The sequence below is a fragment of the Bradyrhizobium ivorense genome (assembly GCF_900696085.1).
Taxonomy (GTDB): Bacteria; Pseudomonadota; Alphaproteobacteria; order Rhizobiales; family Xanthobacteraceae; genus Bradyrhizobium; species Bradyrhizobium ivorense.
Genome location: NZ_CAADFC020000005.1, coordinates 115,019 through 140,691 on the forward strand (window position 1 = coordinate 115,019; position 25,673 = coordinate 140,691).

The 25,673-nt window shown below is 66.2% G+C and carries 23 protein-coding genes and 1 pseudogene; 10 read left to right on the forward strand and 14 right to left on the reverse strand.

What is annotated here, in order from left to right:
• Positions 1-390 precede the first annotated feature (390 nt).
• Positions 391-2,325: a DEAD/DEAH box helicase gene (locus CI41S_RS09335; protein WP_139858690.1), complete on the reverse strand. Its 1,935-nt coding sequence runs from the start codon at positions 2,323-2,325 to the stop codon at positions 391-393.
• Positions 2,326-2,916: 591 nt separating this feature from the next.
• Between CI41S_RS09335 and CI41S_RS09340 the strand changes: the two genes are divergently transcribed.
• Positions 2,917-4,479, forward strand: coding sequence for a winged helix-turn-helix domain-containing protein (locus tag CI41S_RS09340; RefSeq protein WP_139858691.1), 1,563 nt, complete (start codon positions 2,917-2,919; stop codon positions 4,477-4,479).
• Between the two features lie 147 nt (positions 4,480-4,626).
• On the opposite strand, the gene CI41S_RS09345 is transcribed toward CI41S_RS09340, so the two are convergent.
• Entirely contained in the window at positions 4,627-5,382 is a 756-nt protein-coding gene (locus CI41S_RS09345; RefSeq protein WP_139858692.1) for an SDR family oxidoreductase, read from the reverse strand.
• Between the two features lie 410 nt (positions 5,383-5,792).
• Here CI41S_RS09345 and CI41S_RS09350 point away from each other — a divergent pair, with 410 nt between their 5' ends.
• A complete protein-coding gene (locus CI41S_RS09350; RefSeq protein ID WP_244626452.1) occupies positions 5,793-7,376 on the forward strand; it encodes a tetratricopeptide repeat protein in 1,584 nt (527 codons plus the stop codon).
• Complete coding sequence (locus tag CI41S_RS09355; RefSeq protein WP_139858693.1) at positions 7,376-7,780, forward strand: hypothetical protein; 405 nt, start codon at positions 7,376-7,378, stop codon at positions 7,778-7,780. Before CI41S_RS09350 ends, CI41S_RS09355 begins: the two co-directional genes overlap by 1 nt.
• A 340-nt stretch (positions 7,781-8,120) precedes the next feature.
• Here CI41S_RS09355 and CI41S_RS09365 read toward each other — a convergent pair whose 3' ends face one another.
• The 3 genes from CI41S_RS09365 to CI41S_RS09375 all read right to left on the reverse strand — a co-directional run bounded on the left by CI41S_RS09365 (position 8,121) and on the right by CI41S_RS09375 (position 12,541).
• Positions 8,121-8,675 carry a flavin reductase family protein gene (locus CI41S_RS09365; protein ID WP_139858694.1) on the reverse strand — a complete coding sequence of 185 codons (555 nt, stop codon included), beginning with the start codon at positions 8,673-8,675 and terminating at the stop codon, positions 8,121-8,123.
• An 81-nt stretch (positions 8,676-8,756) separates the two neighbouring features.
• The gene (locus CI41S_RS09370; protein ID WP_139858695.1) at positions 8,757-9,857 is read right to left on the reverse strand and encodes an LLM class flavin-dependent oxidoreductase; all 1,101 of its coding nucleotides are present in this window, start codon (positions 9,855-9,857) and stop codon (positions 8,757-8,759) included.
• 341 nt (positions 9,858-10,198) lie between these two features.
• On the reverse strand, positions 10,199-12,541 hold the full coding sequence (locus CI41S_RS09375) for a mechanosensitive ion channel domain-containing protein (protein WP_139858696.1): 2,343 nt from the start codon (positions 12,539-12,541) through the stop codon (positions 10,199-10,201).
• A 349-nt stretch (positions 12,542-12,890) separates the two neighbouring features.
• Here CI41S_RS09375 and CI41S_RS09380 point away from each other — a divergent pair, with 349 nt between their 5' ends.
• From CI41S_RS09380 to CI41S_RS09390, 3 genes are all read left to right on the forward strand, one after another.
• Entirely contained in the window at positions 12,891-14,621 is a 1,731-nt protein-coding gene (locus tag CI41S_RS09380; RefSeq protein ID WP_139858697.1) for an ATP-dependent Clp protease adaptor ClpS, read from the forward strand.
• Positions 14,622-14,682: 61 nt separating this feature from the next.
• Entirely contained in the window at positions 14,683-15,147 is a 465-nt protein-coding gene (locus CI41S_RS09385; RefSeq protein ID WP_139858698.1) for an Rrf2 family transcriptional regulator, read from the forward strand.
• Positions 15,134-15,952 carry a class I SAM-dependent methyltransferase gene (locus CI41S_RS09390; protein ID WP_244626453.1) on the forward strand — a complete coding sequence of 273 codons (819 nt, stop codon included), beginning with the start codon at positions 15,134-15,136 and terminating at the stop codon, positions 15,950-15,952. The genes CI41S_RS09385 and CI41S_RS09390 overlap by 14 nt, the downstream gene beginning before the upstream one ends.
• Positions 15,953-16,032: 80 nt before the next feature.
• Here the strand turns inward: CI41S_RS09390 and CI41S_RS09395 are convergent, their stop codons facing one another.
• The 9 genes and pseudogenes from CI41S_RS09395 to CI41S_RS09435 all read right to left on the reverse strand — a co-directional run bounded on the left by CI41S_RS09395 (position 16,033) and on the right by CI41S_RS09435 (position 22,631).
• Complete coding sequence (locus tag CI41S_RS09395; RefSeq protein ID WP_139858699.1) at positions 16,033-16,215, reverse strand: hypothetical protein; 183 nt, start codon at positions 16,213-16,215, stop codon at positions 16,033-16,035.
• A 103-nt stretch (positions 16,216-16,318) separates the two neighbouring features.
• Positions 16,319-16,738, reverse strand: a complete 420-nt coding sequence (mscL, locus tag CI41S_RS09400; RefSeq protein ID WP_139858700.1) for a large conductance mechanosensitive channel protein MscL — start codon at positions 16,736-16,738, stop codon at positions 16,319-16,321.
• A 78-nt stretch (positions 16,739-16,816) separates the two neighbouring features.
• Complete coding sequence (locus CI41S_RS09405; RefSeq protein ID WP_139858701.1) at positions 16,817-17,104, reverse strand: hypothetical protein; 288 nt, start codon at positions 17,102-17,104, stop codon at positions 16,817-16,819.
• A gap of 91 nt (positions 17,105-17,195) precedes the next feature.
• A pseudogene (locus tag CI41S_RS09410) lies at positions 17,196-17,587 on the reverse strand (DUF3597 domain-containing protein).
• A 511-nt stretch (positions 17,588-18,098) separates the two neighbouring features.
• Positions 18,099-18,599 carry a Rab family GTPase gene (locus CI41S_RS09415; RefSeq protein WP_139858702.1) on the reverse strand — a complete coding sequence of 167 codons (501 nt, stop codon included), beginning with the start codon at positions 18,597-18,599 and terminating at the stop codon, positions 18,099-18,101.
• Complete coding sequence (locus tag CI41S_RS09420; RefSeq protein ID WP_139858703.1) at positions 18,599-20,350, reverse strand: OmpA family protein; 1,752 nt, start codon at positions 20,348-20,350, stop codon at positions 18,599-18,601. The genes CI41S_RS09415 and CI41S_RS09420 overlap by 1 nt, the downstream gene beginning before the upstream one ends.
• A 1-nt stretch (position 20,351) precedes the next feature.
• On the reverse strand, positions 20,352-20,717 hold the full coding sequence (locus CI41S_RS09425; RefSeq protein ID WP_139487162.1) for a hypothetical protein: 366 nt from the start codon (positions 20,715-20,717) through the stop codon (positions 20,352-20,354).
• Positions 20,718-20,860: 143 nt separating this feature from the next.
• Positions 20,861-21,517 carry a response regulator transcription factor gene (locus CI41S_RS09430; protein ID WP_139487161.1) on the reverse strand — a complete coding sequence of 219 codons (657 nt, stop codon included), beginning with the start codon at positions 21,515-21,517 and terminating at the stop codon, positions 20,861-20,863.
• Between the two features lie 43 nt (positions 21,518-21,560).
• Positions 21,561-22,631, reverse strand: a complete 1,071-nt coding sequence (locus CI41S_RS09435) for a sensor histidine kinase (protein WP_172627970.1) — start codon at positions 22,629-22,631, stop codon at positions 21,561-21,563.
• A 288-nt stretch (positions 22,632-22,919) separates the two neighbouring features.
• Here CI41S_RS09435 and CI41S_RS44175 point away from each other — a divergent pair, with 288 nt between their 5' ends.
• The 4 genes from CI41S_RS44175 (at position 22,920) to CI41S_RS09455 (ending at position 25,438) form a co-directional block, all read left to right on the forward strand.
• Entirely contained in the window at positions 22,920-23,246 is a 327-nt protein-coding gene (locus CI41S_RS44175; RefSeq protein ID WP_244626454.1) for a hypothetical protein, read from the forward strand.
• 147 nt (positions 23,247-23,393) lie between these two features.
• Positions 23,394-23,846 carry a MarR family winged helix-turn-helix transcriptional regulator gene (locus tag CI41S_RS09445; protein ID WP_139858705.1) on the forward strand — a complete coding sequence of 151 codons (453 nt, stop codon included), beginning with the start codon at positions 23,394-23,396 and terminating at the stop codon, positions 23,844-23,846.
• Between the two features lie 24 nt (positions 23,847-23,870).
• Positions 23,871-24,200 carry a hypothetical protein gene (locus tag CI41S_RS09450; RefSeq protein WP_139858706.1) on the forward strand — a complete coding sequence of 110 codons (330 nt, stop codon included), beginning with the start codon at positions 23,871-23,873 and terminating at the stop codon, positions 24,198-24,200.
• On the forward strand, positions 24,197-25,438 hold the full coding sequence (locus CI41S_RS09455) for an MFS transporter (protein WP_139858707.1): 1,242 nt from the start codon (positions 24,197-24,199) through the stop codon (positions 25,436-25,438). The genes CI41S_RS09450 and CI41S_RS09455 overlap by 4 nt, the downstream gene beginning before the upstream one ends.
• Positions 25,439-25,673: the final 235 nt, after the last annotated feature.

A 25,673-nucleotide genomic window follows, 5' to 3' on the forward strand; every position in this document is an offset into this window, starting at 1 on the left:
TAGCCAGCGGCGGGTGGCCGCCCGCGTCGACCAGGCCGCTTGACACGTCGGGCAACTCACCATTACCCTTCCAATATTCCGAAATTGCGCAAGTTCGTAGCTCGTAGCCCGGATGGAGCGCAGCGCAATCCGGGAATCTTGCCACGGATGCTGCCCCCGGATTTCGCTTCGCTGCATCCGGGCTACGGGAGCTTATTCCCTCACCGTCACCCTGAGAGGATGTGAAGCTTTGTCTCACTACCTGTCGTCGCACGGCTTGTGCGCAATTGCGCACATAGACCGGGCGACCCAGTACGTCGCGGCCTATCGGCTCAAGCACTACCGTCTCTGGAATACTGGATCACCCGCATGCGCGGGTGATGACACCGAGCGTGCTGAGCAACCAATTCCTCAGCCGCGGCGCTTTTTCTTCTTCTTTCCGGACGCAGCTTTGGTCGGCCACGCCGTGACGCCGACCGCTGCGCCGGTGTGGCCGGGCTTGTTGCGATGCTTGTTCTTCTTCCCGAAGCCCCGCTCGTCGGTAAATTCTGCGTCGCCCTCGCGCGATGGCTTGCCGTGGTGCTTCGGCCGTGCCGCCTCGCGCGGCCGTTCGTCTCCACGCGTGTCGCGATCCTCGCGCCGCGGCACATGCGCGCGCTTGTCCGGCGGCGCTTCACCTTGCGGCGCGCCGGCCAGCGGCTCGATGCGGATGCTGTCTTCCTTGTCGGGTCGCTGGATCTTGACCGCGAAGGAGTCGGCGACGCGCGCGGAAATCTCGAACTCGGTGACCGTGTCCATGATCTTGATCGCGCCGATGTCGCGCTTGTCGATGCCGCCGCGGCGGCAGATCATCGGCAGCAGCCAGCGCGCTTCGGCGTTCTTGCGCCGTCCGATCGCGGCGCGGAACCAGACGCTGTCTTCCGCCATGCCGTGGCGCGCCAAGGACTTGCCCGGCTTCGAGCGCGGTCGCTCCGATCGGTCGTCGCCGCGCGCACGCGCCTTGTCGCGGCCGCGATCGTCGCGCGACCGGATCTCGCCGGGATCGATGATATCCTCGGGCGACGGCAGCCGCGCGCGATAGAGCCGCGCCAGCGCCGCGGCGATCTGCTCCGCGGACCGCTCGGCCAGCAGCGCCTGCGCCAGCACCAGATCGTCGGCGGTCGCCTCCTCGGAAAACACCGCATCCTTCAGCATGCGGTCGTGATCGAGCCTGCGGATCTCGTCGGCCTGCGGCGCGGTGCCCCAGAGCGCATCGATGCCGGAGAGATCGAGCAGCAATTCGGCGCGGCGACGGCGTGCCGGCGGCACCAGCAGCACGCTGACGCCCTTGCGGCCGGCGCGGCCGGTGCGGCCGGAGCGGTGCTGCATCACCTCCGGGTCGTTCGGCAGATCGGCATGGATGACGAGGTCGAGGCTCGGCAGATCGATGCCGCGCGCCGCCACGTCGGTCGCAACGCAAACGCGCGAGCGTCCGTCGCGCAGCGATTGCAGCGCCTGGGTGCGCTCGTTCTGGGTCAACTCGCCCGACAGCGCGACCACGGAGAAGCCGCGCTCGAGCAGCGCCGCCTGCAGATGCCGGACCGCGTCGCGCGTGTTGCAGAACACCAGCGCGCTCGGCGCCTCGAAGAAGCGCAGCACGTTGACGACGGCGTGCTCGACGTCGCCGGGCGCAATCCGGATCGCGCGGTAGTCGATGTCGGCATGGCCGCCCTCGTCGCCCGCGACCTCGATCCGGAACGCGTCCTGCTGATACTGCTTTGCCAGCGCGACGATGCCGCGGGGAAACGTCGCCGAGAACAGCAGGGTGCGGCGCGTCTCCGGCGTCGATTCCAGGATGAATTCCATGTCCTCGCGAAAGCCGAGGTTGAGCATCTCGTCGGCTTCGTCGAGCACGACGGCCTTCAACTCGGAGGTGTCGAGATGGCCGCGGCGCAGATGATCGCACAGCCGGCCGGGCGTGCCTACCACGATGTGGGCGCCGGCGGCCAGCTCGCGCTGCTCGCGCCGCGGGTCCATGCCGCCGACGCAGGACACGACGCGCGCGTCCGCGTGCGCATAGAGCCAGGCGAGCTCGCGGTGGACCTGCAACGCAAGCTCGCGCGTCGGCGCGACGATCAGGGCAAGCGGCGCAGCCGCCGGCGCGAACCGCTCGGCCTCGGCCAGCAGATCGCTCGCCATCGCGAGCCCGTAGGCGACGGTCTTGCCGGAGCCGGTCTGCGCCGACACCAGCAAGTCGCGGCCGACGGCGTCATCGGCAAGCACGGCGGATTGAACGGGCGTCGGCCGATCGTAGCTGCGCTCGGCAAGCGCCCGGGCGAGCGGCGGACTGGTGGTCGGGAATGACACGGGAAAAACCTTGGTTGGCGCGGCGCAGCGCACCGCGTGACATGAAGCGCCGGGTCCGGCAAATGGCACGGCCGCGCGCGTAGCGATTTGTGATTTCGGCTGCTTTACGCCAAACCCGGCCAAATCACCATGCCCAAGGGCCAAAAAAGCCCGCGCCGGGGGTAGATTTGATCGGGCGTGCCGGCCCCGGAGGCGGCCAAGGGGTGTACTCAGCCAATTCGGCTTTCCCCCTAAAACCGGACATTGTCGGGTGACGACGGCATGTCGGCTTTCTTCGGCAGATCCAAGGCAACGTGCGGACCAATGCTCCGCAGCAGGCAGGCGCTGCCATTGGACTCAATCCGGCCGCTGTTTGAGGACGAAGGTATTGGTCCCCAGACGCGATCGTCCGCTCAAATAGACAGCTATGGTGTGCAACACCGGTCGGTTGAGACCGCCGATCGAGCGACGTAGTCTTTCTCGCCCCGGCTATTTCGACCAGGCGAGGTGGCCAGCACACGTCCCTTGGCGCGCGCTTGACAGCTCGCTTACATTTTCTTCGCTGGCAGCTTATCCTTGGATTTCAGAGATAGCCGCGAGAGGGAATGCAGCTTGCGTTTTCTTTTTGAGGATTACGCATTGGATACCGACAGGCGCGAACTGCAGCGCGCGACGGACGTGGTTGTTGTTACACCCCTGGTGTTCGATCTGCTTGAATACCTGATCCGAAACCGAGAGCGCGTCGTCAGCAAGGACGATCTCATCAACGCGATCTGGAAGGGCCGCATCGTCTCGGATGCTGCGCTGACGACTCGCCTCAACGCCGCCCGGCGCGCAATCGGCGACACCGGCGAGAAACAGCACTTGATCAAAACATTGCCGCGCAAGGGTTTCCGCTTCGTTTGCGCAGTGAAGGAAGACCGGAGGCCCGCAAATGAGACGGTTGGCCTAATTGAGCGAACCGGCGAAGCGCCGCCGCGCCTGTCCATCGTCGTGCTACCCTTCGCGAACCTGAGCGGTGATCGTGAGCAGGACTATTTCGCGGACGGTATAACCGAGAGTCTGACCACGGACCTGTCGCGCATCGGTGGTTCATTTGTAATGGCACAGAACAGCGCCGTCTCATACAAGGGCAGAGCTGTCGATGTGCGCCAAGTCGGCCGCGAATTGAATGTTCGCTACGTGCTCGAAGGCTCAGTGCAACGCAGCGGCAAGCGACTTCGGATGAATGTTCAGCTGATCGATGCCAGGAGCGGCCAGCATCTTTGGGCCGAGCGCTTCGAGAAGCCTGTCGTCGACCTGTTCGATATGCAGGACGAAATCGTGTCGAGCCTCGCCGGTACATTAGGTGCCCAGCTCATCGAGGCTGAGGCGCGACGAGCCGAGCATACGCTGCATCCCGATGCGATGGACTTGTGCTTCCAGGGCCGGGCCTGGTTGATGAAGGGGATTAGCCTTGAATGCGTGACGCAAGCGCGGGGCTTCTTCGAACGCTCGCTGGAGTTCGATCCGGGCAACGTCGAAGCAATGATTGGTCTGGCAAATGTTGATACGGTAGTTGGAGGTAGCTTTACGACGGATGATGGGCCCGCGCGGCTTGCGGCGGCCGAGGCGATGGTGAACAAGGTATTGTCGATTAGGCCGAACAGTGCCTCAGCCCACATGGCTCGGGGTTGGGTCCAGACCTTTACGAACCGGGCCGCCCAAGGCATCCGTGAGTTCGAACATGCGTTGGCGCTGGCTCCGAATTTGGTCCTCGCTCATGCAGCCCTTGGTTTCGCCAAATCCTACATAGGTCGCGCTACCGAGACCGAACGCCATATACTCGAAGCTTTGCGGCTCTCTCCTCGCGACGTTTTCGCCTACCAGTGGGCGTGTTTTGCGGGCGTGGCCAAGCTGCTGCTTGGTTCAGACGTCGAGGCCGTCAGTTGGCTGCGACGAAGCACCGAGGCGAACCGTAACTTTCATCTCGCTCATTTATCGCTCGCCGCTGCCTTGGCCTTGACCGGCGCGCTCGATGAGGCGCGAACTGCTGCGAGAACGGGACTTGCGCTCAACTCAGGTTTCACCATTCGTCGCTTGCTCGCAGCTCAACAAAGCGACAATCCAATTTACCTTGCCGGGCTGCAGCGCTTGTGTGAAGGCTGGCGCCTCGCCGGCGTGCCGGAAGGGTGATCGGCGCTTCCGGGCAGCAGCCGACTTCAGCGCGTTCCTGCCTGCGTCGGTTTTGGCGCGATGGACGCTGCTTTGATAGAGTTGCGCGCAGGTCCGCCTTTCGATCGGGCCAGTAGAGAGGCCGTCAACCGGGTTCAGAACGAATGATCAACCGCCCGCCCGCGCGCGGCGCAGCCATTCGTTCAGGTCGATGCGGCCGAGACGCGCGTCGCCGAGCGGCACCAGCGAAAGCTGCTCGACGCGGCCGCCCCAGTAGAGGGCATCGGGGTCGCGCACGACCTGGCGCGGGTCGCCGACCGCCTTCAGGTAGCGGGTGACGATTTCATCCAACGGCGCCCGGTCGGGGCCGGCAATGTCGACGATGCCGTTGCGCGGCGGCTCGAGCGCGATATCCGCGACCAGGGCGGACACCTCTTCCGCCGCGATCGGCTGGAACAGGCCGGGCGAGAGTTTCACGGTGTTGCCGACCGCGCCTGCGTCGGCGATGGCGCCGATGAATTCCATGAACTGGGTGGCGCGGATGATCGTGTAGGGAATGCCGGACGCCTCGATCAGCTTCTCCTGCGCGACCTTGGCGCGGAAATAGCCGTTCTCCGGCGTGCGGTCGGTGTTGACGATGGAGAGCGCGACGTGATGCCGGACACCTGCGGCGGACTCGGCCGCGAGCAGGTTGCGACCGGCGGTCTCGAAGAATTCCAGCACCGCCTTGTTCTCGAACGAGGGCGAGTTGGCGAGGTCGATCACGGTCGCCGTGCCCGCCATGGCCTCCTTGAGGCCCTCGCCGGTGATGATGTCGATTCCGCTCTTGGACGATGCGGCGACCACCTCGTGGCCGCGCTCGCGCAGGATTGCGACTGTCTTGGAGCCGATCAGGCCGGTCCCGCCGATCACGACGATCTTCATAGTGGCACTCCTATGATCCTGAGAGGATGTGAGGCTTTACACTCACCCACTGTTGTCGTCGCCCGGCCTGTGCGCAATTGCGCACATGGACCGGGCGACCCAGTGCGCCGCGGCATATCGGCTCAAGCACGACCGCCTCTGGAATACTGGATCACCCGCATGCGCGGGTGATGACACCGAGCAAGCTGAGCAAACCAGTCCGTCACCCTAAGGTGCGCGATAGCACGATATCATGAAGTACGGATCTATGGCGAGTTGGCCGACCAGTCAGCAATGCTGATCGTTCACGGACGACATCAAACGTCACAAAACCCAGCCCGCTAACGGACGACGATGCAGCCGTCATATTTCCGCTCGCGCGCAAATGGTGATATCGTGTCCGCTTTCATCGACGACACGGAGCGGGTCCCATGACGCGGTTTCCTCTCACTGTGGTCCTTGGCCTGGTTGCCGCGACCATTTCGCAACCTGCCGCCGCACATTCGGCCGAACAACAGCTCGGCACCGTGCACTTCACAACGTCCTGCACGCCGCAGGCGCAGGAGCTGTTCGACCAGGCGATGCGGTATCAGCACTCGTTCTGGTACAGCGCATCGCGGCGCACCTTCGAGGAGGCGCTCAAGGAAGACCCGCAATGCGGCATCGCCTATTGGGGGATCGCGCTCAGCTATCTCTACAATCCGCACGCGCCGCCGCCGCCGGAGAACCTTCCGCTCGGGCTGGAGGCGGTGAAGAAGGGCCAGGCGGTGGGCGCGAAGACGGACCGCGAGCGGGATTACATCGATGCGATCGCCGCGATGTATGTCGACTACGACAAGGTCGATCACCGCACCCGCGTGCAGCGATTCCTCGCCGCCGAAGAGCAGGTGGCGAGCCGCTATGCCGACGATGACGAGGCCCAGATCGCGTATGCAATCACGCTCAACGTCGCGGCTCTGCCGACCGACAAGACCTACGCCAACCAGCTGAAGGGCGCGGCGCTGCTGGAGCCGATCTTCAAGCGCCAGCCCGACCATCCCGGCGTCGCTCATTATCTGATCCATCTCTACGACTATCCGGCGCTGGCGGAGAAGGGTCTCGACGCGGCGACGCGCTATTCGAAGATCGCGGCCCATGCGCCGCATGCCCAGCACATGCCGTCGCATATCTTCACCCGGGTCGGCTACTGGAAGGAGTCGATCGCCTCGAACAAGGAATCGGCGCGGATCGCCAAGGATGATGGCGAGCAGCAGGATCAGGCCCACGCCATGGACTACCTGGTCTATGCCTATCTCCAGCTCGGCCAGGACGAGGAGGCGCGCGCCGTCGTCGACGAACTCGGCCAGATGCAATTCAGGCTCGAGCGGTTCGCCGGACCGTACGCGGTCGCGGCAAGCCAGGCGCGCTATGTGTTCGAACGCGGCGACTGGAAGGCCGCCGCCGCGCTGCAGCCGAAACAGACCAAGTACGCTTACGCGGATGCGATCACCTACTTTGCGCGAGCGGTCGGCGCCGCGCGCTCCGGTGATCCGGCTGCCGCCCAGGGCGATGTCGCCAAGCTCGCCGAGCTGCGCGACAAGCTCAAGGAGGCGAAAGACGCCTACTGGTCCAACATCGTCGACATCCAGCGCCAGGTCGCGAGCGCATGGATCCTCTACGCCGAGGGCAAGCACGACGCGGCGCTCGAGGCGATGAATGCCGCCGCGGAGGCGGAAGACAAGACCGACAAGCATCCGGTGACGCCGGGGCCGCTGGCACCGGCGCGCGAGCTCTACGGGGCGATGCTGCTCGACGATGGCAAGGCCAAGGAAGCGCTTGCCGCCTATGAGGCCGTGCTCAAGAAGGAGCCCAACCGGTTGGCGGCCTACATCGGGATGAGCAAGAGCGCCAAGGCGGCCGGCGACCAGGCCAAGACCGGAGAATGCGCGGCGCAGATCGCCCGGCTCACCGCGGATGCCAACGTGTCGCGACCGGACCTGATCGAGCTCCGGCAGACAACCGGAAGCAAGCTGTGATGCGACGGACCATCAGGCGCGACGGTTGGGCGGTGCTGCTCGGCACCGTCGCGCTCTGTCTTTGTCACGCCCCTCGGCTCAACGCGATGGAGTTCCTCGCGCAGGCCGGCGTGCTGGGCGAATGGGAATTGACCGGCAATCTCAGCGAAAGCGAGCCGGGACCGGGCAAGCAATTTTCCGGTCCGCTGAAGATGAAGCACGTCGGGATCTGCACCCAGGACGGTCCGGACGAACGCGCCGGCGAGATCAGGCTGCAATTCGCCGGCTCCGACTCACAGGTGACGGCGGAGCTGGTGCTGGATGATGCACCCTGCAAATACAGCGCCCGCAAGACGCACGCCTATGAGGGGACGCTGTCGTGCGCGGGCCGCGCGCCCGTGCCGATGCTGGTGTGGCTCAGATAGGCCGAGCGCGAGCGGCGTGCGGAGACAGGCCCTCACCCCAACCCCCTCACTCAGCCGATCTTGCTTGAGGCTGCACGGGAGGTGGGAGGGCTCTCTCCCCCCTTGCGGGGGAGAGTTGGAGAGAGGGGTAAGCCACAAACACCGCCCGTGCGGCTTACCCCTCTCCCTAACCCTCCCCCGCAAGGGGGGAGGGAACCCATCCGGTGGTGCCTTCCTGACCTGTAAGCCCTCGCACCAGATGTGCGCATGCCCTAGCGTAAGAACGGGGAGAGGGGCACAAGCGCCGTCGCCGTTCGACCTAACCTCACCACACTATAGGAGAGCCGCGTCGACGGGTTTCTCAGGAAAACTCGTTCCAGCTGATGCGACGGGCGTCGAGGTCGCCGAGCACGACCGGATCGTGGATGTTGCGCACGCTCTGAAAACCGCTGCGCAGGTAGATCAAGGGATCGACCGCGGTGGCGGCGCGGACGTGCTTGACCTCGCCGATGAAGACCGAGTGCGTCTTGGTCTCGAGCTCCTGGGTCAGCACGCAGTCGAAAGCCGCGACCGCGTCCTCCAGCACCGGGGCGCCGGTGGCGCCGACCGTCCAGTTGCCAAACGCAAAACGGTCGTCGCCGTTGACGCCCTTCTGGCCCGAAAAGGTCAGCGCCAGCAGCGCGTGCTCCTCGTTCAGGAAGTTGATGACGAAATGGCGCTCCTCGCGGATGCGGGCATGGGCGCTGGCATTCCGGTTAACGCAAACCAGGACCGAGGGCGGGTTGTCGGACAGCGAGCAGGCCGAGGTCACGGTCAGCCCGGTGCGCTGCCCAGCCTCCCGACCGACCGTCACCAGCGCAACCGCGCCGGCGCAATGGCGCATCGCCTGCTTGAAACTCTGTGCGTCGACCGTCATTCCGCCAACCTCGGTAGCAAAAAACTCCGCTTAAGATATGGAACACGGGGTGCGAGGCAAGCCCCGCACCCCGCGCAGCAGTCATGCAGCCTTCTCGAACTCGGCGCCGAGATGCTTGAGCTTCGGCATCACCTCGTTCTTGAGCAGGTCCAGGGAGTGCCGCCAGGCTTCCGGCTTGTGCTTGTAGTCGAAGCCGAACACCAGGAGCACGCCGAAACCGCCGACCTCCTGGTAGATTTGCTCGATCTTCTCGGTGACAGTCTTGGGCGAGCCGACGATCCAATTCCGGCGCGCGCAATATTCGACGGTGACATCGCTGTCAGGCACGTCGGGCGCGTGCTTCAGATAGTCCTTGAAGCCGAAATGGCCTAGCAACGGCAGGAAGTATTCGCTCATCATCCGGCCCATCATGTCGCCGGTCGAGAGCCGCCACGCCTCCTCGTCGGTATCGGCGACGAACACCTCGCGCACCAGCCGCCAGTCCTTGCGGCTCGGCTTGCGGCCGGTCTTGGCGGCGCCGGCTTCCACCGAGTCCCAATGGCTGCCGACATAGGCCGGGTTGAGGTTGAGGCTCATCGGGATGAAGCCGCGCTCGCCGGCAAGCTTGAGCGTGTCGGAATTCTTCGACAGACCGGCGACGCCGATCGGCGGATGCGGCGCTTGCAGCGGCTTGATGTGCGGCTTGAGGAAGTCGAACATGGTGTCCGGCTTCGTCACCGTCCAGAACTTGCCCTTGTGGGTCCAGGGCCCCGGCTCGGTCCACATCTTCAGGATGATCTCCAGCGCCTCGCGGGTCATGTCGCGGTTCTGGCCGGACATGCCGTCGACGTTGAACATCGCCCAGTCGCTCGGCAGGCCGCTCGCCGCCACGCCAAAGTTCATCCGCCCGTTCGAGAGGTGATCGAGCATCGCGACGCGGTTGGCGAGCTCGGCGGGGTGGTGATAGGGCAGCAGGAAGCCGCCGGGGCCGATGCGCAAATTCTTTGTCTGCATCAGCGCCTGCGCCATCAAGAGATCGGGCGACGGATGCGGCTCCCACGGCGCGGTGTGGTGCTCGCCGATCCAGGCCTCCTGATAGCCGAGCTCATCGAGCCAGCGCAGGGTCTGCAGGTCCCAGTCGTGGCCCTCCTTCAATCCGCACTCCGGCGGATGCGAGGGCATGGTGAAATAGCCAAGCTCCATGTGCGTTTCCTTCTGGCTTTACGGTTGAGATGCAATGCGTCTTGCCGCGCATTCGCAGCACATTGAGCAAGCGCTGTGCCATCGTGAAAATCGCAGGGAAGGAAGCGAAATGCGGCGCTTTCGGCCGGCTGCACACGGTGGTTGGGGGTTGGTCAGGTCGTTGCCGTCTCGCTGTCGCGAGACGGTGTCGCAACCGTGAGACGCGTCGAGCCTCTCGTTCCTGCGCCACCGCAGATGCGGGCGAGAGATACTCTCGAGGAGACCCCCCTCACCCGGAACGCATCTGCGATGCGTTCCGACCTCTCCCCGCAAGCGGGGCGAGGTGAAGTGGAATTCGGCTCTTAGCTGGCGGCGCGGCGCGGCCTCGCGTCGGCGTCCGGCTCCGCAGGTGGAGGGATCTGCATCAGGATGGTCTGGCCCATCGAGGCGATCTCGATGCCGCTCTCCTGGAAGCGGCGCTTCATGCGGCGGTTGAACTCACGCTGCACCGACCAGCGGCCGCCATCGGTGCACCGGATCTGGCCGACGATCGTCACCATCGAGCCGTCGACCTTGTCGACGCCCCACAATTCGAGATCGCCGCGGATCAGCGCGCGATACGCGGTTTCCTGGCGCATCTCGGCGACGATGTCCTTCAGGATCTCGCCGGCGCGGTCGGTGTCCTCCTTGTAGGACACGTTGACGCTGACCGACGCATTGCCGGCGCCGCGGCTGGCATTGGTGATCGTGGTCACCGCGCTGAACGGCACGACATGCACCGAGCCATCGCCGGCGCGCAGCCGCATGGTGCGGATCGAGACGTTCTCGACCACGCCGGACAGGCCCGACACCGTGACGTTGTCGCCGACCTGCACGGTGTTCTCGATCAGGAGGAACAGCCCGGTGATCAAATCCTGAACCAGTTTTTGCGAGCCGAAGCCGATCGCGATGCCGACGATGCCGGCGCCGGCGAGCAGCGGCGCCACATTGACGCCGATCTCGCTCAGCGCCGTGAGGCCGACCACGGCGACGATGACGCAGAACAGCGCGGTGCGCAGCATCGGCTGGAAGGTGCGGAGCCGCGCGGCACGGGCAAAATGCCCCTCGCGCGACAGCGTGTTGATCTGGCGGTCCATCAGCGCATTGGCGACCTCCCAGATCACGGCGGCGGCGAGCGCGGCGATCCCGATCGTCACCAGCGCCGAGATCAGGCGGGAGCCGATCTGGCCGCCATAGAACCAGACGATGGCGTCGACGCCCCAGACCTCCAGCAGCGCGACGAAGCCGATAAAGGCGATCACCGCCGACACCACCCGGCGCAGCAGCGGCAGATAGCGGTTGGCGCGCGACTCCAGCCCCGGGAAGCGTTGCAGCAGATCCGGCGAGATGCGGAAGCCGCGGTCGATCAGGCTCAGCACCACCATGGTGACGAGGCGGGTGATCAGGAGCACCGCGATGGTGCCGACGAAATATTGCAGCAGCAGCGAATAGCCGTTGCGGATGTTGAGCGCCCACACCGCCCACAGCGCGAGATCGAGCGCGATCGCCAGCACGTGCCAGAGGCCGGCGACGCGGTTGCGGATCCGCGCCGCGACGCCGGCGCGGTCGGCCGGCGCGCGGATGGCGTCGGCGACCTGGCGGCGGCACTGCAGGATGATGACGACGATGAACAGATGCACGACCAGCATCACCAGCCGCAGGATCGCGGCATAGCCGGCGCGCGACAGCCCGAGCAGCAGCGCGACATTGGCAAAGGCGATGCCGGACACGCCGACGGCGACGATGCGGCGGGCCCAGATCTCGATATAGGCCGCGGTCTCGGCGCGAACGCGAAACAGCCCGAACGGGCCGGCCAGCGCCCGCACCGCGCAGATCAGCGCGCGCGAGAATGCGTAGGCGTTGACCACGGCAAGGATCACGAGGCGCGTGGTCGACTGGTCGCCGATCTCGGTGCCGAGCAGCATGGTGGCAAGGCCGACAAAGGCGACCACCGGCAGCAATTCGAGCACCAGCCGTCCGAGCACGAAGGGCAGCCGGATCAGCGACTGCCAGGCCCGCGCCAGGCTGAGCCGGCGGCGCTGCAGCTCGCCCTGCGGGGTGACATCGGCCACCGAGGACGGCGGATCGACGCTCGCCAGCGTCTGCACCGGCACGCGCGCGGTCTGCGGCAGCCGCTGCTCCAGAAACGCCACCGGCCGCTTGATCAGGCGAAACACCACCCATTCGGCGGCGAGCGCGCAGCCGAACACCAGCGCCAGCTTCCAGGCGATATCGATCAATTGGCCGTAGGCGGCCGGATCGTTGGCGGTGCGCAGGAACCAGTAATAGAAGGCGGGGAAATGCGTCAGCGTGCGCGCGACGTCGGCGACCTGGCTCGAGACCTCGGTGACCTGCTCCGACACCATCAACAGCAGTTGCGCGCCGAGACTGTCGGCGGACAGCGGGATCGGGGACGGCTCCGCCGCAGGCTGCGCGCTCTGCGCGGCCTGCGGCGAGGCGGTGGCGATCGCGCGCAGCGTGTTGATGATCTCGCCGCGTTTCTTGTCGTCCTGCAGCGTGTCGAGCGCGCGCTTCGCCTGTTCGGGCGTCAGCGCATCGCTGGTATTTTGTTGCGGCGGCGCCGGCTTGGCGGGCGGCTGCGCGACGGCAGGAGAAAGCAACAGCGTGAAGACGAGAAGGATCGCAAAACCAAGTTTGTGCGACACGAGAGCCTCATAAAATAATTGCGCGACGGAAGATTCGCTTGAAGTCGAATCTCCCCTCGCGCGCTGGCCATGTCGATCGCCCCTTTTCGCCCCGATGATGTGTCGGAAGTTTGCCGCTGGGGCGGCGATGTCTTGGCAATTCCGTCGGCAGGTCTTCCTGGCATTCGCCGCTGCACAAATTCGTCACAGGCATTGCGCGGCGTTTACCATTGCGAGCCGTACGGACCTGCCGATCGTTCGGCATCCCACACGTTCAAGCTGCGACGGAAAATCTTTCGCTTGACGGGTTCCGGCCGATATGATGTTCTCGTTTTGTTCTTATCTCTTCCAGTAGCGTTTTGAGGCTTTCATGCACGACGTCTTCACCGAGAACGGCCCGGTCAAACTCTTCATTCGAGACGACGGCGATACGCCACTGAGCTTCGTCCGGCACCTGCTGCGCGTGGTGTTCGGCAAGTCCGAGCGGGAAGCGATTACGGTCGCTGCGCAAATCGAGGACCAGTACGGTATCATTTGCGGCCCATTTCCCGCTCAAGTGGCCAGGGCGCTGCTGGAGGCCGCGCAGCAGCTGATCCGCGACGACGAGCAGCCGCTGCTGATCACGGCCGAAGCCGTCGATGCGGTGCGCCCGTGCGATCTCTGTGACGCGCAAAGATCGGTGACCAATATCTTTCTCAACGACAGGAAGGTATGCCTTTGCAGCGGCTGCGTGCTGGCCGTCAGGAGGAGTTCGGAAGAGCTCCCGGGCGACGAGTTCAAGTTTGCCGTGACCGCGCTCGATTGGCATTTCGCCGGCGTCCCGCGCAACCAGCTGCTGACGCGGTCGCGGCTGTTTCCCGGCCACATGCGCGCCGACGTTCAGATCGCGATCGACCGGTTGCTCGCCGACCCCATCCATTTCTTCGGCATTCATGAGGAACATCGCTACGAGACGCTCGATGTCGCAACGCTGATGCGATACGGGCGCGGCGCGCCGGCAATCGCGCCGCCGCAATACCACGATGTCGATATCGGCGAGGCGCAGCCGGTCAAATGCCTGGTCAATGGACTATGGCTGTGCCGCAGCGGCGAGTTGCGCTATGCGGTGCTGCTCGCCTTCCATCGTGACTACAACCGCGAGTCGGGAATGCGGATCGAGCTTGTGGTGCCGGCCGGTATGGCTGGCAACGCCTTCGTGCAGCGCATCTTCGCCGAGCTGGAAATGGCGGTGGACGCCGCGCGATCCTATCGCGGCAAAATCCTCTCGCTCGACGGCGACGCCGACTATAGCGGCCGCTCACGCGGCGTGACCGTGCATCGCCTGCCGACGGTCGACCGTGACGCGGTGATCCTGCCGGAAAAGACGCTGCGGCTGCTCGAGCGCAACGTGCTCGACTTCGTCGGCAGCCGCGAGCTGCTGCGCAGGCTCGGCCAGTCGACCCGCAAGGGCATCCTGCTCTACGGCCCGCCCGGCACCGGCAAGACCCACACCATTCGCTATCTCGCCACCAATTTGCCGGGCCATACCACGCTGATCATCACCGCCGAACAGGTCGGCTTGCTCGGTGCCTATATGAGCCTGGCGCGGCTGCTGCAGCCGACCATGGTTGTGATCGAGGACGTCGACCTGATCGCCCGCGATCGCGACGAGATGGATTCCCCTTGCGAGGAATCGCTGCTCAACAGACTGCTCAACGAGATGGACGGCCTGAAGGAGGATTGCGACATCCTGTTCGTGCTGACCACCAACCGCCCCGAGGAACTAGAAGGCGCGCTGGCCGGCCGGCCCGGCCGCATCGACCAGGCGATCGAGGTGCCGCTGCCCGACGAGGCCGGGCGCAGCAAGCTGGTCCGGCTCTACGGCAAGGGCCTGCCGCTCGCGCAGCCGATCGTCGACGAGGCGGTGCGACGCACCGCGGGGGTCAGCGCCGCCTTCATCAAAGAGCTGATGCGGCGCCTCGCCCAGGCCAGCATCGTCAGGGACGGCGGCCAGGACGTCACCGCCGACGACATCGACGGCGCGGTCAACGAGATGCTGTTCGACGGCGGCCGGCTCAACGCAAAACTGCTCGGCGGCGCGCAGGGCATGAGTGCGGGGTGATGATCGGCTGTCCCGCCGGCCCCTCTTGACGGCGGCGCCATCATGTAACATATGAAGTTACATGATACGCGACAGCCGTTTATCCGGCGTGCTGCACGGCCTGCTCCACATGATCGGCGCGGGCGAGCCCGTCACGTCGGAGCACCTCGCAACCGCGATGGCGACCAACCCGGTCGTGGTCCGCCGCGTCATGGCCGGGCTGCGCGAGCAGGGGCTGGTCCGCTCCGAGAAGGGCCATGGCGGCGGCTGGACGCTGGCGCGCGATCCCGCCGCCATCACGCTCGCCGAGATCTACCGCGCGGTCGGCGCGCCCACCATCGTCGCGATGAGCCATCGCTCGGAGAACCCCGGCTGCCTGGTCGAGCAGGCCGTCAACGACGCGCTCGGCGACACGTTTCGCGAGGTCGAGGCGCTGTTTCTGAAGCGGCTCGGCGCGGTGACGCTGGAGGCGCTCGCCAAGGATTTCAAGCGCCGGCTGGCAAAACACCGGCAGACCCTCAAGGACCAGATCCATGCCGCAAAGTGAGCCCGCGCATCATCAGCCGTTCAACGATCCCGCGCATTGGGACAAGATGGTCGCCACCTACGAAGCGCAGTCGCAGCCGTTCACGATGCACTACGCCGAAGCCGCGCTCAAAACCCTCGACATCGGCCCGTCGTCAAAGGTGCTCGACGTCGCGACCGGTACCGGCGCCGCGGCGCTGGCCGCCGCCCGCATCGGCGCCAAGGTCACCGCGATCGATTTCTCCGCCGGCATGGTGCAGCGGGTGCGCGCGCATGGCGTGCAAAATATTGAGGCGCGGCAGATGGACGGCCAGGCGCTCGACCTGCCCGACGCCGCGTTCGACGCCGTGCTGTCGGTGTTCGGCGTCATGCTGTTTCCGGACTGGCGCGCCGGCCTGCGCGAGATGGCGCGGGTGACGCGGCCGGGCGGAGCCGCGGCGATCGCGGTGTGGAACAGCGCCGACGGCGGCGGGGTGCACATGCTGGTGTCGCGGATCGTCCGCACGCTCTATCCCGATCGTCTCGGTCCGCCGCCCGCGGCAGGGCTCGCTCAGCTTGCCGATCCCGCGCGTTTCGCTGCGGCCGTCGTCGACGCCGGCTTCGCACCACCTGTCATCACCGAAGTCACGCGCGACTTCGGCCTCGATGTCGCCGACTTCAATGGTGTCGAGCGGCTGTTCCCCTTCATCTCGCATTGGAATGCGCTGGACGATGAACAGCGCGCCGCCGTCGCCCGCGCATTCTGGAGCGAAATCGAGCGCGGGCGGGTCGGCGATATCTTCCCAATACCCTCGACTGCGATGATCGCAACGGCACGACGGCCCTGATCGTGGCTCTACGGCCGCAGCCAATCGTCGTTCGCCGAACTCGGATTGGATAGGGCGCCGCACCGCCCCGCCGCGCTTCGTCACTCACGCGAGCGCGCCTTGCCGTCGTCGTTCTCGGCATCATCGGCCGTCGGCGGCTGGAGGCCGGGGCTGTTGGCCCAGCGGTCCAAATCCTCGATGACCCGCTCGTGGCTCGGCCGCAGCGGCGCCGGCGCACCGGGCTCCTGAGACAGTTTTCGGGGCAGCTTGACCTTGTCCGTCATGGCTATCTCCGGAATAGGACAGTGCTGGTGGAACGGCGCGCGACGTGCCGGCCGAAGCGCGATGAGATCACGCGAACCGGCATCCGCTTCGCGCGAGAATGCGTTAGACGCGCGACTTCAGGAGGTCGCGGATTTCGCCGAGCAACTCCTGCTCTCTGGTCGGCTTCGGCGGCTCGGCGGGCGCAACCGCTTCCTTGCGCTTGAACTGGTTCATGGCGCGAATGACCATGAACAGCACGAAGGCGACGATCAGGAAGTTGAGCGTCAGGGTTAGGAAGTTGCCCCAGGCCAGCACGGCGCCCTGCTTCTTGGCGTCGGCCAGATTGGTCGCGGTCACGGCCTTGGAAAGTCCGGTGAAATAGTTGGAGAAGTCGAGGCCGCCGGTGATCGCGCCGATGATCGGCATGATGATGTCGCCGACCAGCGAGGTGACGATGGCGCCGAACGCAGCGCCGATGATGACGCCGACGGCGAGATCGACGACGTTGCCCTTCATGGCGAATTCGCGGAATTCCTTCAGCATGTGATCTCCCGTTCTCGAAGGGGGGCGCGCCGGCCCGGCATGTCGATGCAGGGCTGCGCGCGGTGCAAGTGGCGCGGACTATCTACGATTGGTCGGCTCGGCCGGCGCCGTGACGGGGCGCGCGGGAGCGGCCTGCTCCCATGGGGCCGGCAAGATCACCCGCGCCGGCGGCGGGCTCTGCGCGGCACGCTGGAGGTTCGCATCCGCCTGCGGCGGTGGCTCGCCGTTCGCATTATCCGCATATGCGACGGCCACCCAGATGCCGAGCGCCATCGCGACGACTACCGGAGCCGCGCCGATCAGGGCGGCGGAACGCACAACGGCGGGCCGCAACCCGCGCATGATGGCGAGATGATGCGAAGCCATGGCAACTGCTCCTCACGCGATACACGTCGGTCCGAGGCGTGCGAGGCCGCTCGGCTGCCGCGAGCGCCTCGCAGCGCGTCAGCGCAGGTCGTCAGGACTTGATATCGTCCGGCAGCTTGCCGCCGTTGGCGGCGAGCTTGGCCATCACCTGCTGATGCAGCCAGACGTTCATCGCGGCGGTGTTGTCGGTGTCGCCGGTGTAGTGCAATTCCTTGGCGAAAGGCTGCTGTCGAGGCCAAGCGCCTTCATCAGGTCGACGATCGAGGTGCGCCAATCGAGCTTCTCGCCCTTGGCGGCGGCCGCCTTGTCGACGATCGCTGCGACGTCGACCGTCGGCGTCGCCGAGGTTCCGGGCGCAGCTGACGCGGTCGATGTTGCCGGCGATGCGCCAGGGGCACCCGCGGTTTCGGTTGCAGGAGACGTAGTCTTGGCCTGGGCGCCATGGCCAAAAATCGCACCCATGATGCTTCCAAAAATGCTCATGATCTCTCGCTCCGTGGGCCCGAGACATTGTCGATCTCGCGGCGGTTTCCAGTGACGGGGCGAACGATAGGCAGGCCGCCAAACCGGCGGAAGATGACCATCGTCACTTTCGGGGAGCCGCGCAGCGTGATGCAAATTCACCTTGGTGCGCGTGAATCGACCGCACGGCGATCGCCGTTCATCGTGCGCTCCACGTGCGATGAAAGTCAGCCGTCCCGGCCCGATTCGCCAGCCCCGAGCAGCCGGGGCGGCTGACACGCTCGTAAACTTTGCAAAAAGCGTAGCAAGGCCACAGGCAACTTAAGCGCGACAATGGAATGATGCCGCGGCACGACCTCTCCCGCTTGCGGGGGAGGTCGCAGCGCATCGAAGATGCGATGCGGGTGGGGGCTCTCGCCACAATACGACTCTTGGAGAGAACCCCCACCCGCCGCGCTACGCGCGTCGGCCTCCCCCGCAAGCGGGAGAGGCAGAGCGAGCCTGCGGACAGGCTGATTCAACCAGGACGTTCCTAAAACTGGCGGCGCTGAATGATCCGCGCCAGTTCGGCAAAACTTTCGACGATGCCGGCGCCGGTCTTGGCGCTGACCGATTTGACGCTCGACCTCGCAAGTTCGCCGATCGCGCCGGCGCTGCCGGCAGCCTCCGGAAGATCGACCTTGTTCAGCAGCGCCTTGTAGGGCCGGCCCGGAAACCGCTCCTCGAAGCCGCGGACCAGCTCGACCATGCGCGTCACCGTCTGCGGACGCGTCACGTCGGACACGATGATCGCGGCGGAGGCGCCGGTGACGTAGACGGTGTCGAAGATCTGGGTGCCGAAATCGCCGTCGGTGTCCCACAGCACGAGGCGCGTCGGCTCGCCGCCGTCGGCCGGCGCGACGTCATGGCTCAGGATCTCGACGCCGAGCGTCGACTTGTACTGGCCCTCGAACCGGTCGTAGACGAGACGGTGCAAAATCGAGGTCTTGCCGACCCCCATATCGCCGAGCAGCATGACTTTCGCGGTCAGCATCAGCGCGGCACTTCGGTGCGGTAAACGGTTTCGAACGCGACGCGGCGGTTGCCGCCGACCGTCGGGTCGAGCCGGTCGGTGATCGGCATGGTCGCCGCGCGCGACACCGGGGTCAGCCGCGACGGATCGATTCCGAGCGCCGTCAGCTTGTGCATCACCTGCTCGGCCCGCTTGCGTGCGAGCGTCCGGTTGGTCCCTTCGGTTCCGCTCGGATCCGCATAGCCGACGATGCGCAGGCGCAGATCGTTGTTCGCCAGCAGACCGGCGAGTTCGCGGAGCTGCTGCTCGGCCGCATCATTGTTCAGGAAATCATCCGAATTGTAGACGAAGAACACCGCCGTCGTGGCGATGAAGCGGTCGAGCCGCGCCGCCGGACTGTCGACGATCGACTGCAGCGCGGCCGACTGCTCGCCCAGTTTGCCATACTGCTCGCCGAGCTTCGCAACCTGCTCGTTCAGCCTGGCGTATTGCTGGTCGCCCGACTTCGCTTGCGCCGCTATCGCATCGCGGATCTGGTCGAGGCTCGCCTGGGCGCGCGCCAGCGACTGCTGCAGGCCCGCGATGTCGGCCCGGGCCGCCGCCACCTGCTGCGGTCCGGTCACGACGCCGATGCGGTCGACGATCTTGTACGGTGCTGCGGCGGCGCTGAGCGCATCGATCAGCGACGCCGCCGTGAACTCGCTCGGTTCGATGCCCGATACCGCGACGCTACGGTTGCCATGATCGAAATCGAGCCGCAGCGGAAACGACGCCAGCAGCGGCTGCTGCGTGGCGAATTGCGCCAGCGCCGCCTCGGTCCGCCGTTCCAGCAGGCTTCGTGTCAGCGACGTCGCGGCGAGCCAGACCAGCAGCGCGGCCGCCGCCGTGAGCAGCCCGATCAGGATCACCTTGCCGCGCCGGCCGCCGGTCTTGCGCGGCGCGTCATCCGCCTCGATCGACGCCGCCAGCGATGCGAGCATCCTGGCGTCGCAGGTGGCGCCGCGGTCGATGCGCTCGATCGCGTCGAAGAACAGCGCATTGATCCGAGCATTGTCGGCGGGGCGCAGCGGCCCGAGGCACTCCGCCGCCAGGATGAAGCGCGCCGAGGCGCGCAGCGCGATCTCCCGTCCGCCGAAATCCAGCGTCTGCAGATTGCCCTCGCCAGCGAGCGCCTGAACCGAGAACTCCAGGATCGCCGCGACCATCGCGCTGAGCAAATCCGCCCGCTCATCGGCGGTCGCGTCGTGCTTGTAGTCCGCGACCAGCCGGCCATTGCCGCGCTCGATGATCAGGAGCCGGTTCACCCGCGGCGGATTGTCCGCCAGCACGAACTCGCTGATCGGACGTCCGGTCACCAGCGACTTGATGCGCCCCACCCACAATTGCGCTGATGTCAGGCTGTTGATGCGCTGCTCGAGCGAGGCAACCATCTCCCTGAAGGAGTTCGCGACCGCGGCGCTGACGAGACGGCCGACGATCGGATAGAGCGCCTCGATCAACTGCTCGCGCGAATTCCTGATCTCGCTCCTGATCGCGGAGACCACGGTGGGCGCAATCGCATTGGCGAGCTCGCGCGGACGAGTGACCTCGGCGCGCTCCAGCGCCTCGACCAGGATGCCGGCGGTCGCCGTCTCCAGCCGGTCGGCGGTGCCGACATAGTGCTGCAACGATTCAAGATCGGCCTCCAGCGACTGCAGGCGCGTCGCTTCGGGCTGAAACAGCAATGTCTTGAGCTGCTCGATCTCGCGGTTCTGCCCGGCAGCAGCTGCCATGCTATCTGTCCGTGCGGCCGGATCCCAATCCACTGACGGCCGCGCCGAGTTGCGAGATCGCCGCGCCGATATCCTTCAGCGAGTCGAGCCGCTTCTGCTCGGTGTGCTGCTCGAGATCGGCGACCTTGGCCTGGAGGGCGGCAAGCTCATTGGCGAAGTGGGCCTGGAGCTGCTTGAGCGAGGCCTGCATCTCCTCGCGGAGGCCGGCAAGGTTGCTCTCGATCGACCGCTGCGCGCCGCCGAACAGGAGGTCACGGACCTGATCGATCGTGGCCGCGCCATGCGCGGCGGAATCCGCACCGTTGCCCGCGGCCGCTGCGTTTGCGAGCCCATCCGTAGCCTTGGTCTCGCGCTCGATACCCTTCATGGTCGTTCCCTGCTTACCCTAAACCGCGCCACCCGGCCCGCCGTCAAAAAGCAATCCGGACCAATCCTATAGCCAATTTTGCGGGTGCGGGCGAGCAATCGCGAGACAATGCAGCAACGACGTGCGCGCGAAGCCAATTGATTCTAGTAAGTTATTGCCTTTATTGCGAGTTCCGTGCGGTTCTTGACCTGGCATTTTTCCAGGATGGTGCTGACGTAGTTTTTCACCGTGCCCTCGGCCAAATGCAACCGCTCGCCGATCTCGGTGTTGCTCTTGCCCTCGACGATCAGCGTGAGAATTTCATTCTCCCGCGCCGTCAGCCCGTCGCGGACCGGCAGCTTGGCCGAGACGCGCGGGCCGCGCAGCCGCTTGAACTCGTCGAGGATGCGCGCGGCGACGCTCGGTGAGAGGCCGGACTGGCCGTTGATCACCGCCCGGATCGTCGCGGCGATCTCGTCGATCCTGGCGTCCTTGAGCAGATAGGCCTTGGCGCCGGCGCTGACCGCCTCGAAGATCAAATCGTTGGTCTCGAACGTCGTCAGCACCACGACATGAGTCTGCGGCAGTTCGCGGAGAATGCGCTGGGTCGCCGCGATGCCGTCGACGCGCGGCATCTGCAGGTCCATCAGAATGACGTCGGGCCGATAGCGCCGCGCGAACTCGATCGCCTGCTCGCCGTCGGCCGCACCGGGCAGCATCTCGAAATCGTCGTTCTGCTGCGACAGCAGTGTAGCGATACCTTCCCTGATCAGCGCCTGATCCTCGGCGATCAGCACCCGCACCTTCTCTGTTCTGCTCACGGGCTTACCGCCATCCTCTCGTTCCGAGTCCGCGCTCGGCAACTTAATCGGCCAGCACGCCGGACGACGCTGCCGGCGGCACCGCCACGGGCAGCGAGATCCGGACCACCGTGCCCTGCCCCGGCGCGCTCTCGACCGCGCAGGTTCCGCCGACAAGTTCAGCAAATTCAGCCATTCCGATCAATCCGAAATGTCCGGGCTTGGGAACAGCGGGATCGAAGCCGCGGCCGTCATCACGAACTTCCACCACAAGTCTGCGGCCGACCGCGGCCGGCATCTCGAACGCGCGAAACGCAACGTGGCGGGCCTCGGCATGGGCCTGAACGTTGCGGAGCGCCTCGCCGAGGATGCGCTGGATCGTCAGGCCGCAGTCGCGCAGCCCGGCACGCGCCCGATCGTCGATCTCGGTCGACACCTTGACGCCGCTGCGCTTGGCGAAGTCGGTCAGCAGTTCCTCGATGTCGGTATCGAGCTTCAGATCGTCGGGCATGCGCAGGCGGGCAATCGCCTCGCGGGCGCGCTGCAGGCCGCTGGCCGCCGCATCCTCCGCCGTCGCAAGGCCGTCGGCGACGCGCGCCGGATCGGTCGACAGGTAATGCCGGATCAGCCGGATCTGGGTCAGCAGCGCCACGATCGAGTGCACCAACGTGTCGTGGAGATCGCGCGCCAGCCGCAGCCGCGTCCGCGCCAGCGAGGCAAAGCGCACCTCCGCGCTTGCCGCCTCGAGCTGCTGCTCCATCAGGCGGCGGGCCCGGCGCTCGCTGCCGAGCAGCGTCTCGACCTGGCGCGCGGCGAAATCCGGCATCGCAATGATGAAATAATGCGACTGCGCGTCGTTCCACAGCACCACGGCGGTCACCGGCTGGGCGATCCCCGGCGCGGCGCCGCGCACGCCGGCCAGCGCGATCATGTCACGTCGTCCTTCGGCGAGCGCCACGAGCTCGGCCTCCATGCCGACCAGCAGCATGCACTCGCAGCAGTCGGCGCCGACCGCGGGAAGCCATTCGACCAGCCGCCCGATCTTCCGCACCATGCGCCGGTCGGCGCCGATCACGGCGAGGCCGATGACGTCGGCTTCTGCGGCCGGAAGCAAGTCCGCGCTCAGGTCGATCATGCGTTGCCCAGTCAGCTCAGCGAGCATCCCACTCTGACGTAAGCCGATAGCGGCCGCAAACGAATATGACTTTCGTCATAACCGATCCTGACTTCCGTCAGATGTCGCAGCCGCCCGAAATGCGGTTTCTGGTTAACAAGCGAAAGTGCAAGCCATCGCGTGCCAGATGCCGGCGCCGACGGCGATGCCAGCTCGGCGGCGCCTCTCGAAAGCCGCGCCAATCGACCGGAGTGTGAGTTGACGGAGATGAGCGCCGCGCCACGGAAGTCGTCGCGCACGGAGCAGCGCATGTTGGCGGAGGCGGTAAAGCCTGCGCGGCGCCGCCGCCTGAGCGCAACCCAGAAGGCAGCGCTGCAGGCCGCGCTTGCCGGCCGCCTGCAACTCTTTCCGCGCGGCTATGCCGCGAGCAAGACCGGCCCGTTCCACTCGCGCCGCGCGATTCTCGGGCTGGTGCGCGCCGGCCTGATGAGCCTCAGCGCGACGGCGCGCTACGCGGCCCTGACCAAGCGCGCCAAGGAAATGCATTCCAGTCCAACGACTGACGCAGCGGACCTTCAGGCCAAGGGGCCGGGCGCCGGCGGCCGCACGGGTGGCGGCCACAAGGCGCCCCAATAGGTCTCGCCCGCTCTTCTCAAGATTGGCGCGAGCATGCCCCGCGGTCCGCAACGGGCGGCGGCGGACGCGGCGCGCGCGGGGCAGCCATGCAGCCAAACTGCGAAGCTCATCTTTGCAGTTTATCTTCATATCTGCTACGCAACCGGCATGAACGCTGCATCGGGCCGTGCCGGGTCTGCGCGTGCGTCCGCGCTCGCCGAAGAACTGCGCTTGCTGATCGGAAAGCTGAAGCGCCGGCTGCGTGAGCAGGGCGAACGCGACGACCTCTCGCCGTCGCAGGTCGCGGTGCTGCTGCGTCTCGAGAGGCACGGCCCGGCAACCGTATCCAGTCTGGCGCGTTCGGAAGGGATGCGTCCGCAGTCGATGAGCTCGGCGATCGCGGCGCTCGAGGCCGCGGGCCTGGTCCGCGGCGCGCCGGATCCACAGGACGGCCGGCAAACCATTATGTCGCTGACCGACGCCTGCCGCGAGCGGCTCCGCGCCAGCCGCGCCGCGCGGCAGGACTGGCTGTCGCGCACCATCACCGCGCAGCTGTCGCCGAAGGAACAGGACGAGCTGGCGGCCGCCGTCGGGCTGCTGAAGCGCCTGATCGACGATTGAGGCCGCTTGAAAGGAGGTACGCCCATGAACTGGCCTGACCTTGTCGCCTATTTCTTCGGCGGCGCCTTTCTCACCAACGCCATTCCTCACGTTGTCGCCGGCATGATGGGCGAACCGTTCCAGACCCCGTTTGCAAAGCAGCGCGGCGAAGGACTGTCGACATCGACGGTCAACATCCTCTGGGGCTTCTTCAACCTCCTCGTCGGATATCTGCTGGTCTGCCGCGTCGGCGAGTTCGGACTGCGCAACACCGGCGACATCACTGCACTCTTCCTCGGCGGCCTCGCGATCGGCCTGGTGCTGGCGCGGCGGTTCGGACGGTTTCACGGCGGCAACGAACCGGGACGCTCATGAGGCGGGTGTTTCGATCGCTGCGCAGCTTCAACTACCGGGTCTGGGCCGCCGGCGCGCTGGTGTCCAATGTCGGAACCTGGATGCAGTGCGCCGCCCAGGACTGGCTGGTCCTCACGCAGTTGACCGATCACAGCGCATCCGCGGTCGGCCTCGTGATGGCGCTGCAGTTCGGCCCGCAACTTTTGCTGATGCCCTGGTCCGGCCTCGCCGCCGATCGCTTCAACCAGCGCCGGCTGTTGATGATGACGCAGGCGGCGATGGGCACGCTGTCGCTGATCCTTGGCATACTCACCGTCACCGGGCTGGTCGAGCTCTGGCACGTTGATGTGTTCGCATTCCTGTTCGGCTGCAGCGCCGCGCTCGACGCCCCGGTGCGCCAGACCTTTGTCGCCGAGCTGGTGGGTGACGCGGATCTGTCGAACGCGATCGCGCTGAACTCGACCTCGTTCAACGCCGCGCGGATGATCGGACCCGCGGCCGCCGGGCTCATCATCGCCTCGGTCGGCACCGGCTGGGCGTTCCTGTTCAACGGCATGTCCTTCATGGCGGTGCTGACGTCGCTGTCGCTGCTGCGCAAGTCCGAGCTGCGGCCGAACGCGCGGGCGCACCGCGCCAAGGGCGGCATCACCGAAGGGTTTCGCTACGTCTGGTCGCGCTCCGACCTCCGCGCCACGCTGGTGATGCTGTTCCTGATCGGCACTTTTGGGCTGAACTTCCCGATCTTCATCTCGACCATGGCAGTCGGCGTATTCCACACCGACGCGCGCGGCTTCGGCCTGTTGTCGTCGATGATGGCGATCGGGACGATGTCGGGCGCGCTGCTGGCCGCGAGCCGCGAACGGCCGCGCTTCGGCGCGCTGATGGCGGGCGCCGCGATCTTCGGGGTCGGCTGCACGCTCGCGGCGCTGGCGCCGAACTACTGGCTGTTCGCCGCCGCGCTCGTCATGATCGGCGTCGCCTCGCTGACCGTCCTCAACACCTCGAATGCGCTGATGCAGCTCTCGACAGAACCCGCGATGCGCGGCCGCGTGATGGCGCTGCGGCTCGGGGTGGCGCTCGGCGGCACGCCGATCGGGGCGCCGATCGTCGGCTGGGTCGCCGATCACCTCGGCCCGCGCTGGGCGCTCGGCGTCGGCGCCGCCGCGGGCTTTGCCGCGGCAGCGGTGGCGGTTGCCGTGATGTCGCGTCGGAACGCCGAGGCGGCCAGGCACGCCAGCCTCCCGCACGCGGCGGAGTGACGGCGGCAGCCAGCCGCGGCCAGGGCGATCGCGTATGCAATGCGCCGGCTTTCCGCGGGCTCGCTTCGCCTCTCCCGCTTGCGGGGGAGCGTAGGCCGCCTTCGGCGGCCGTCTCTAAGAAACGCCGAAACAGAATTTCGGCTATGTCGCATCGCAGACGCGATCCGGGTGGGGGCTATTTCCGCGATACGACTCCCGGAGAGACCCCCACCCCAACCCTCGCCCGCAAGCGGGA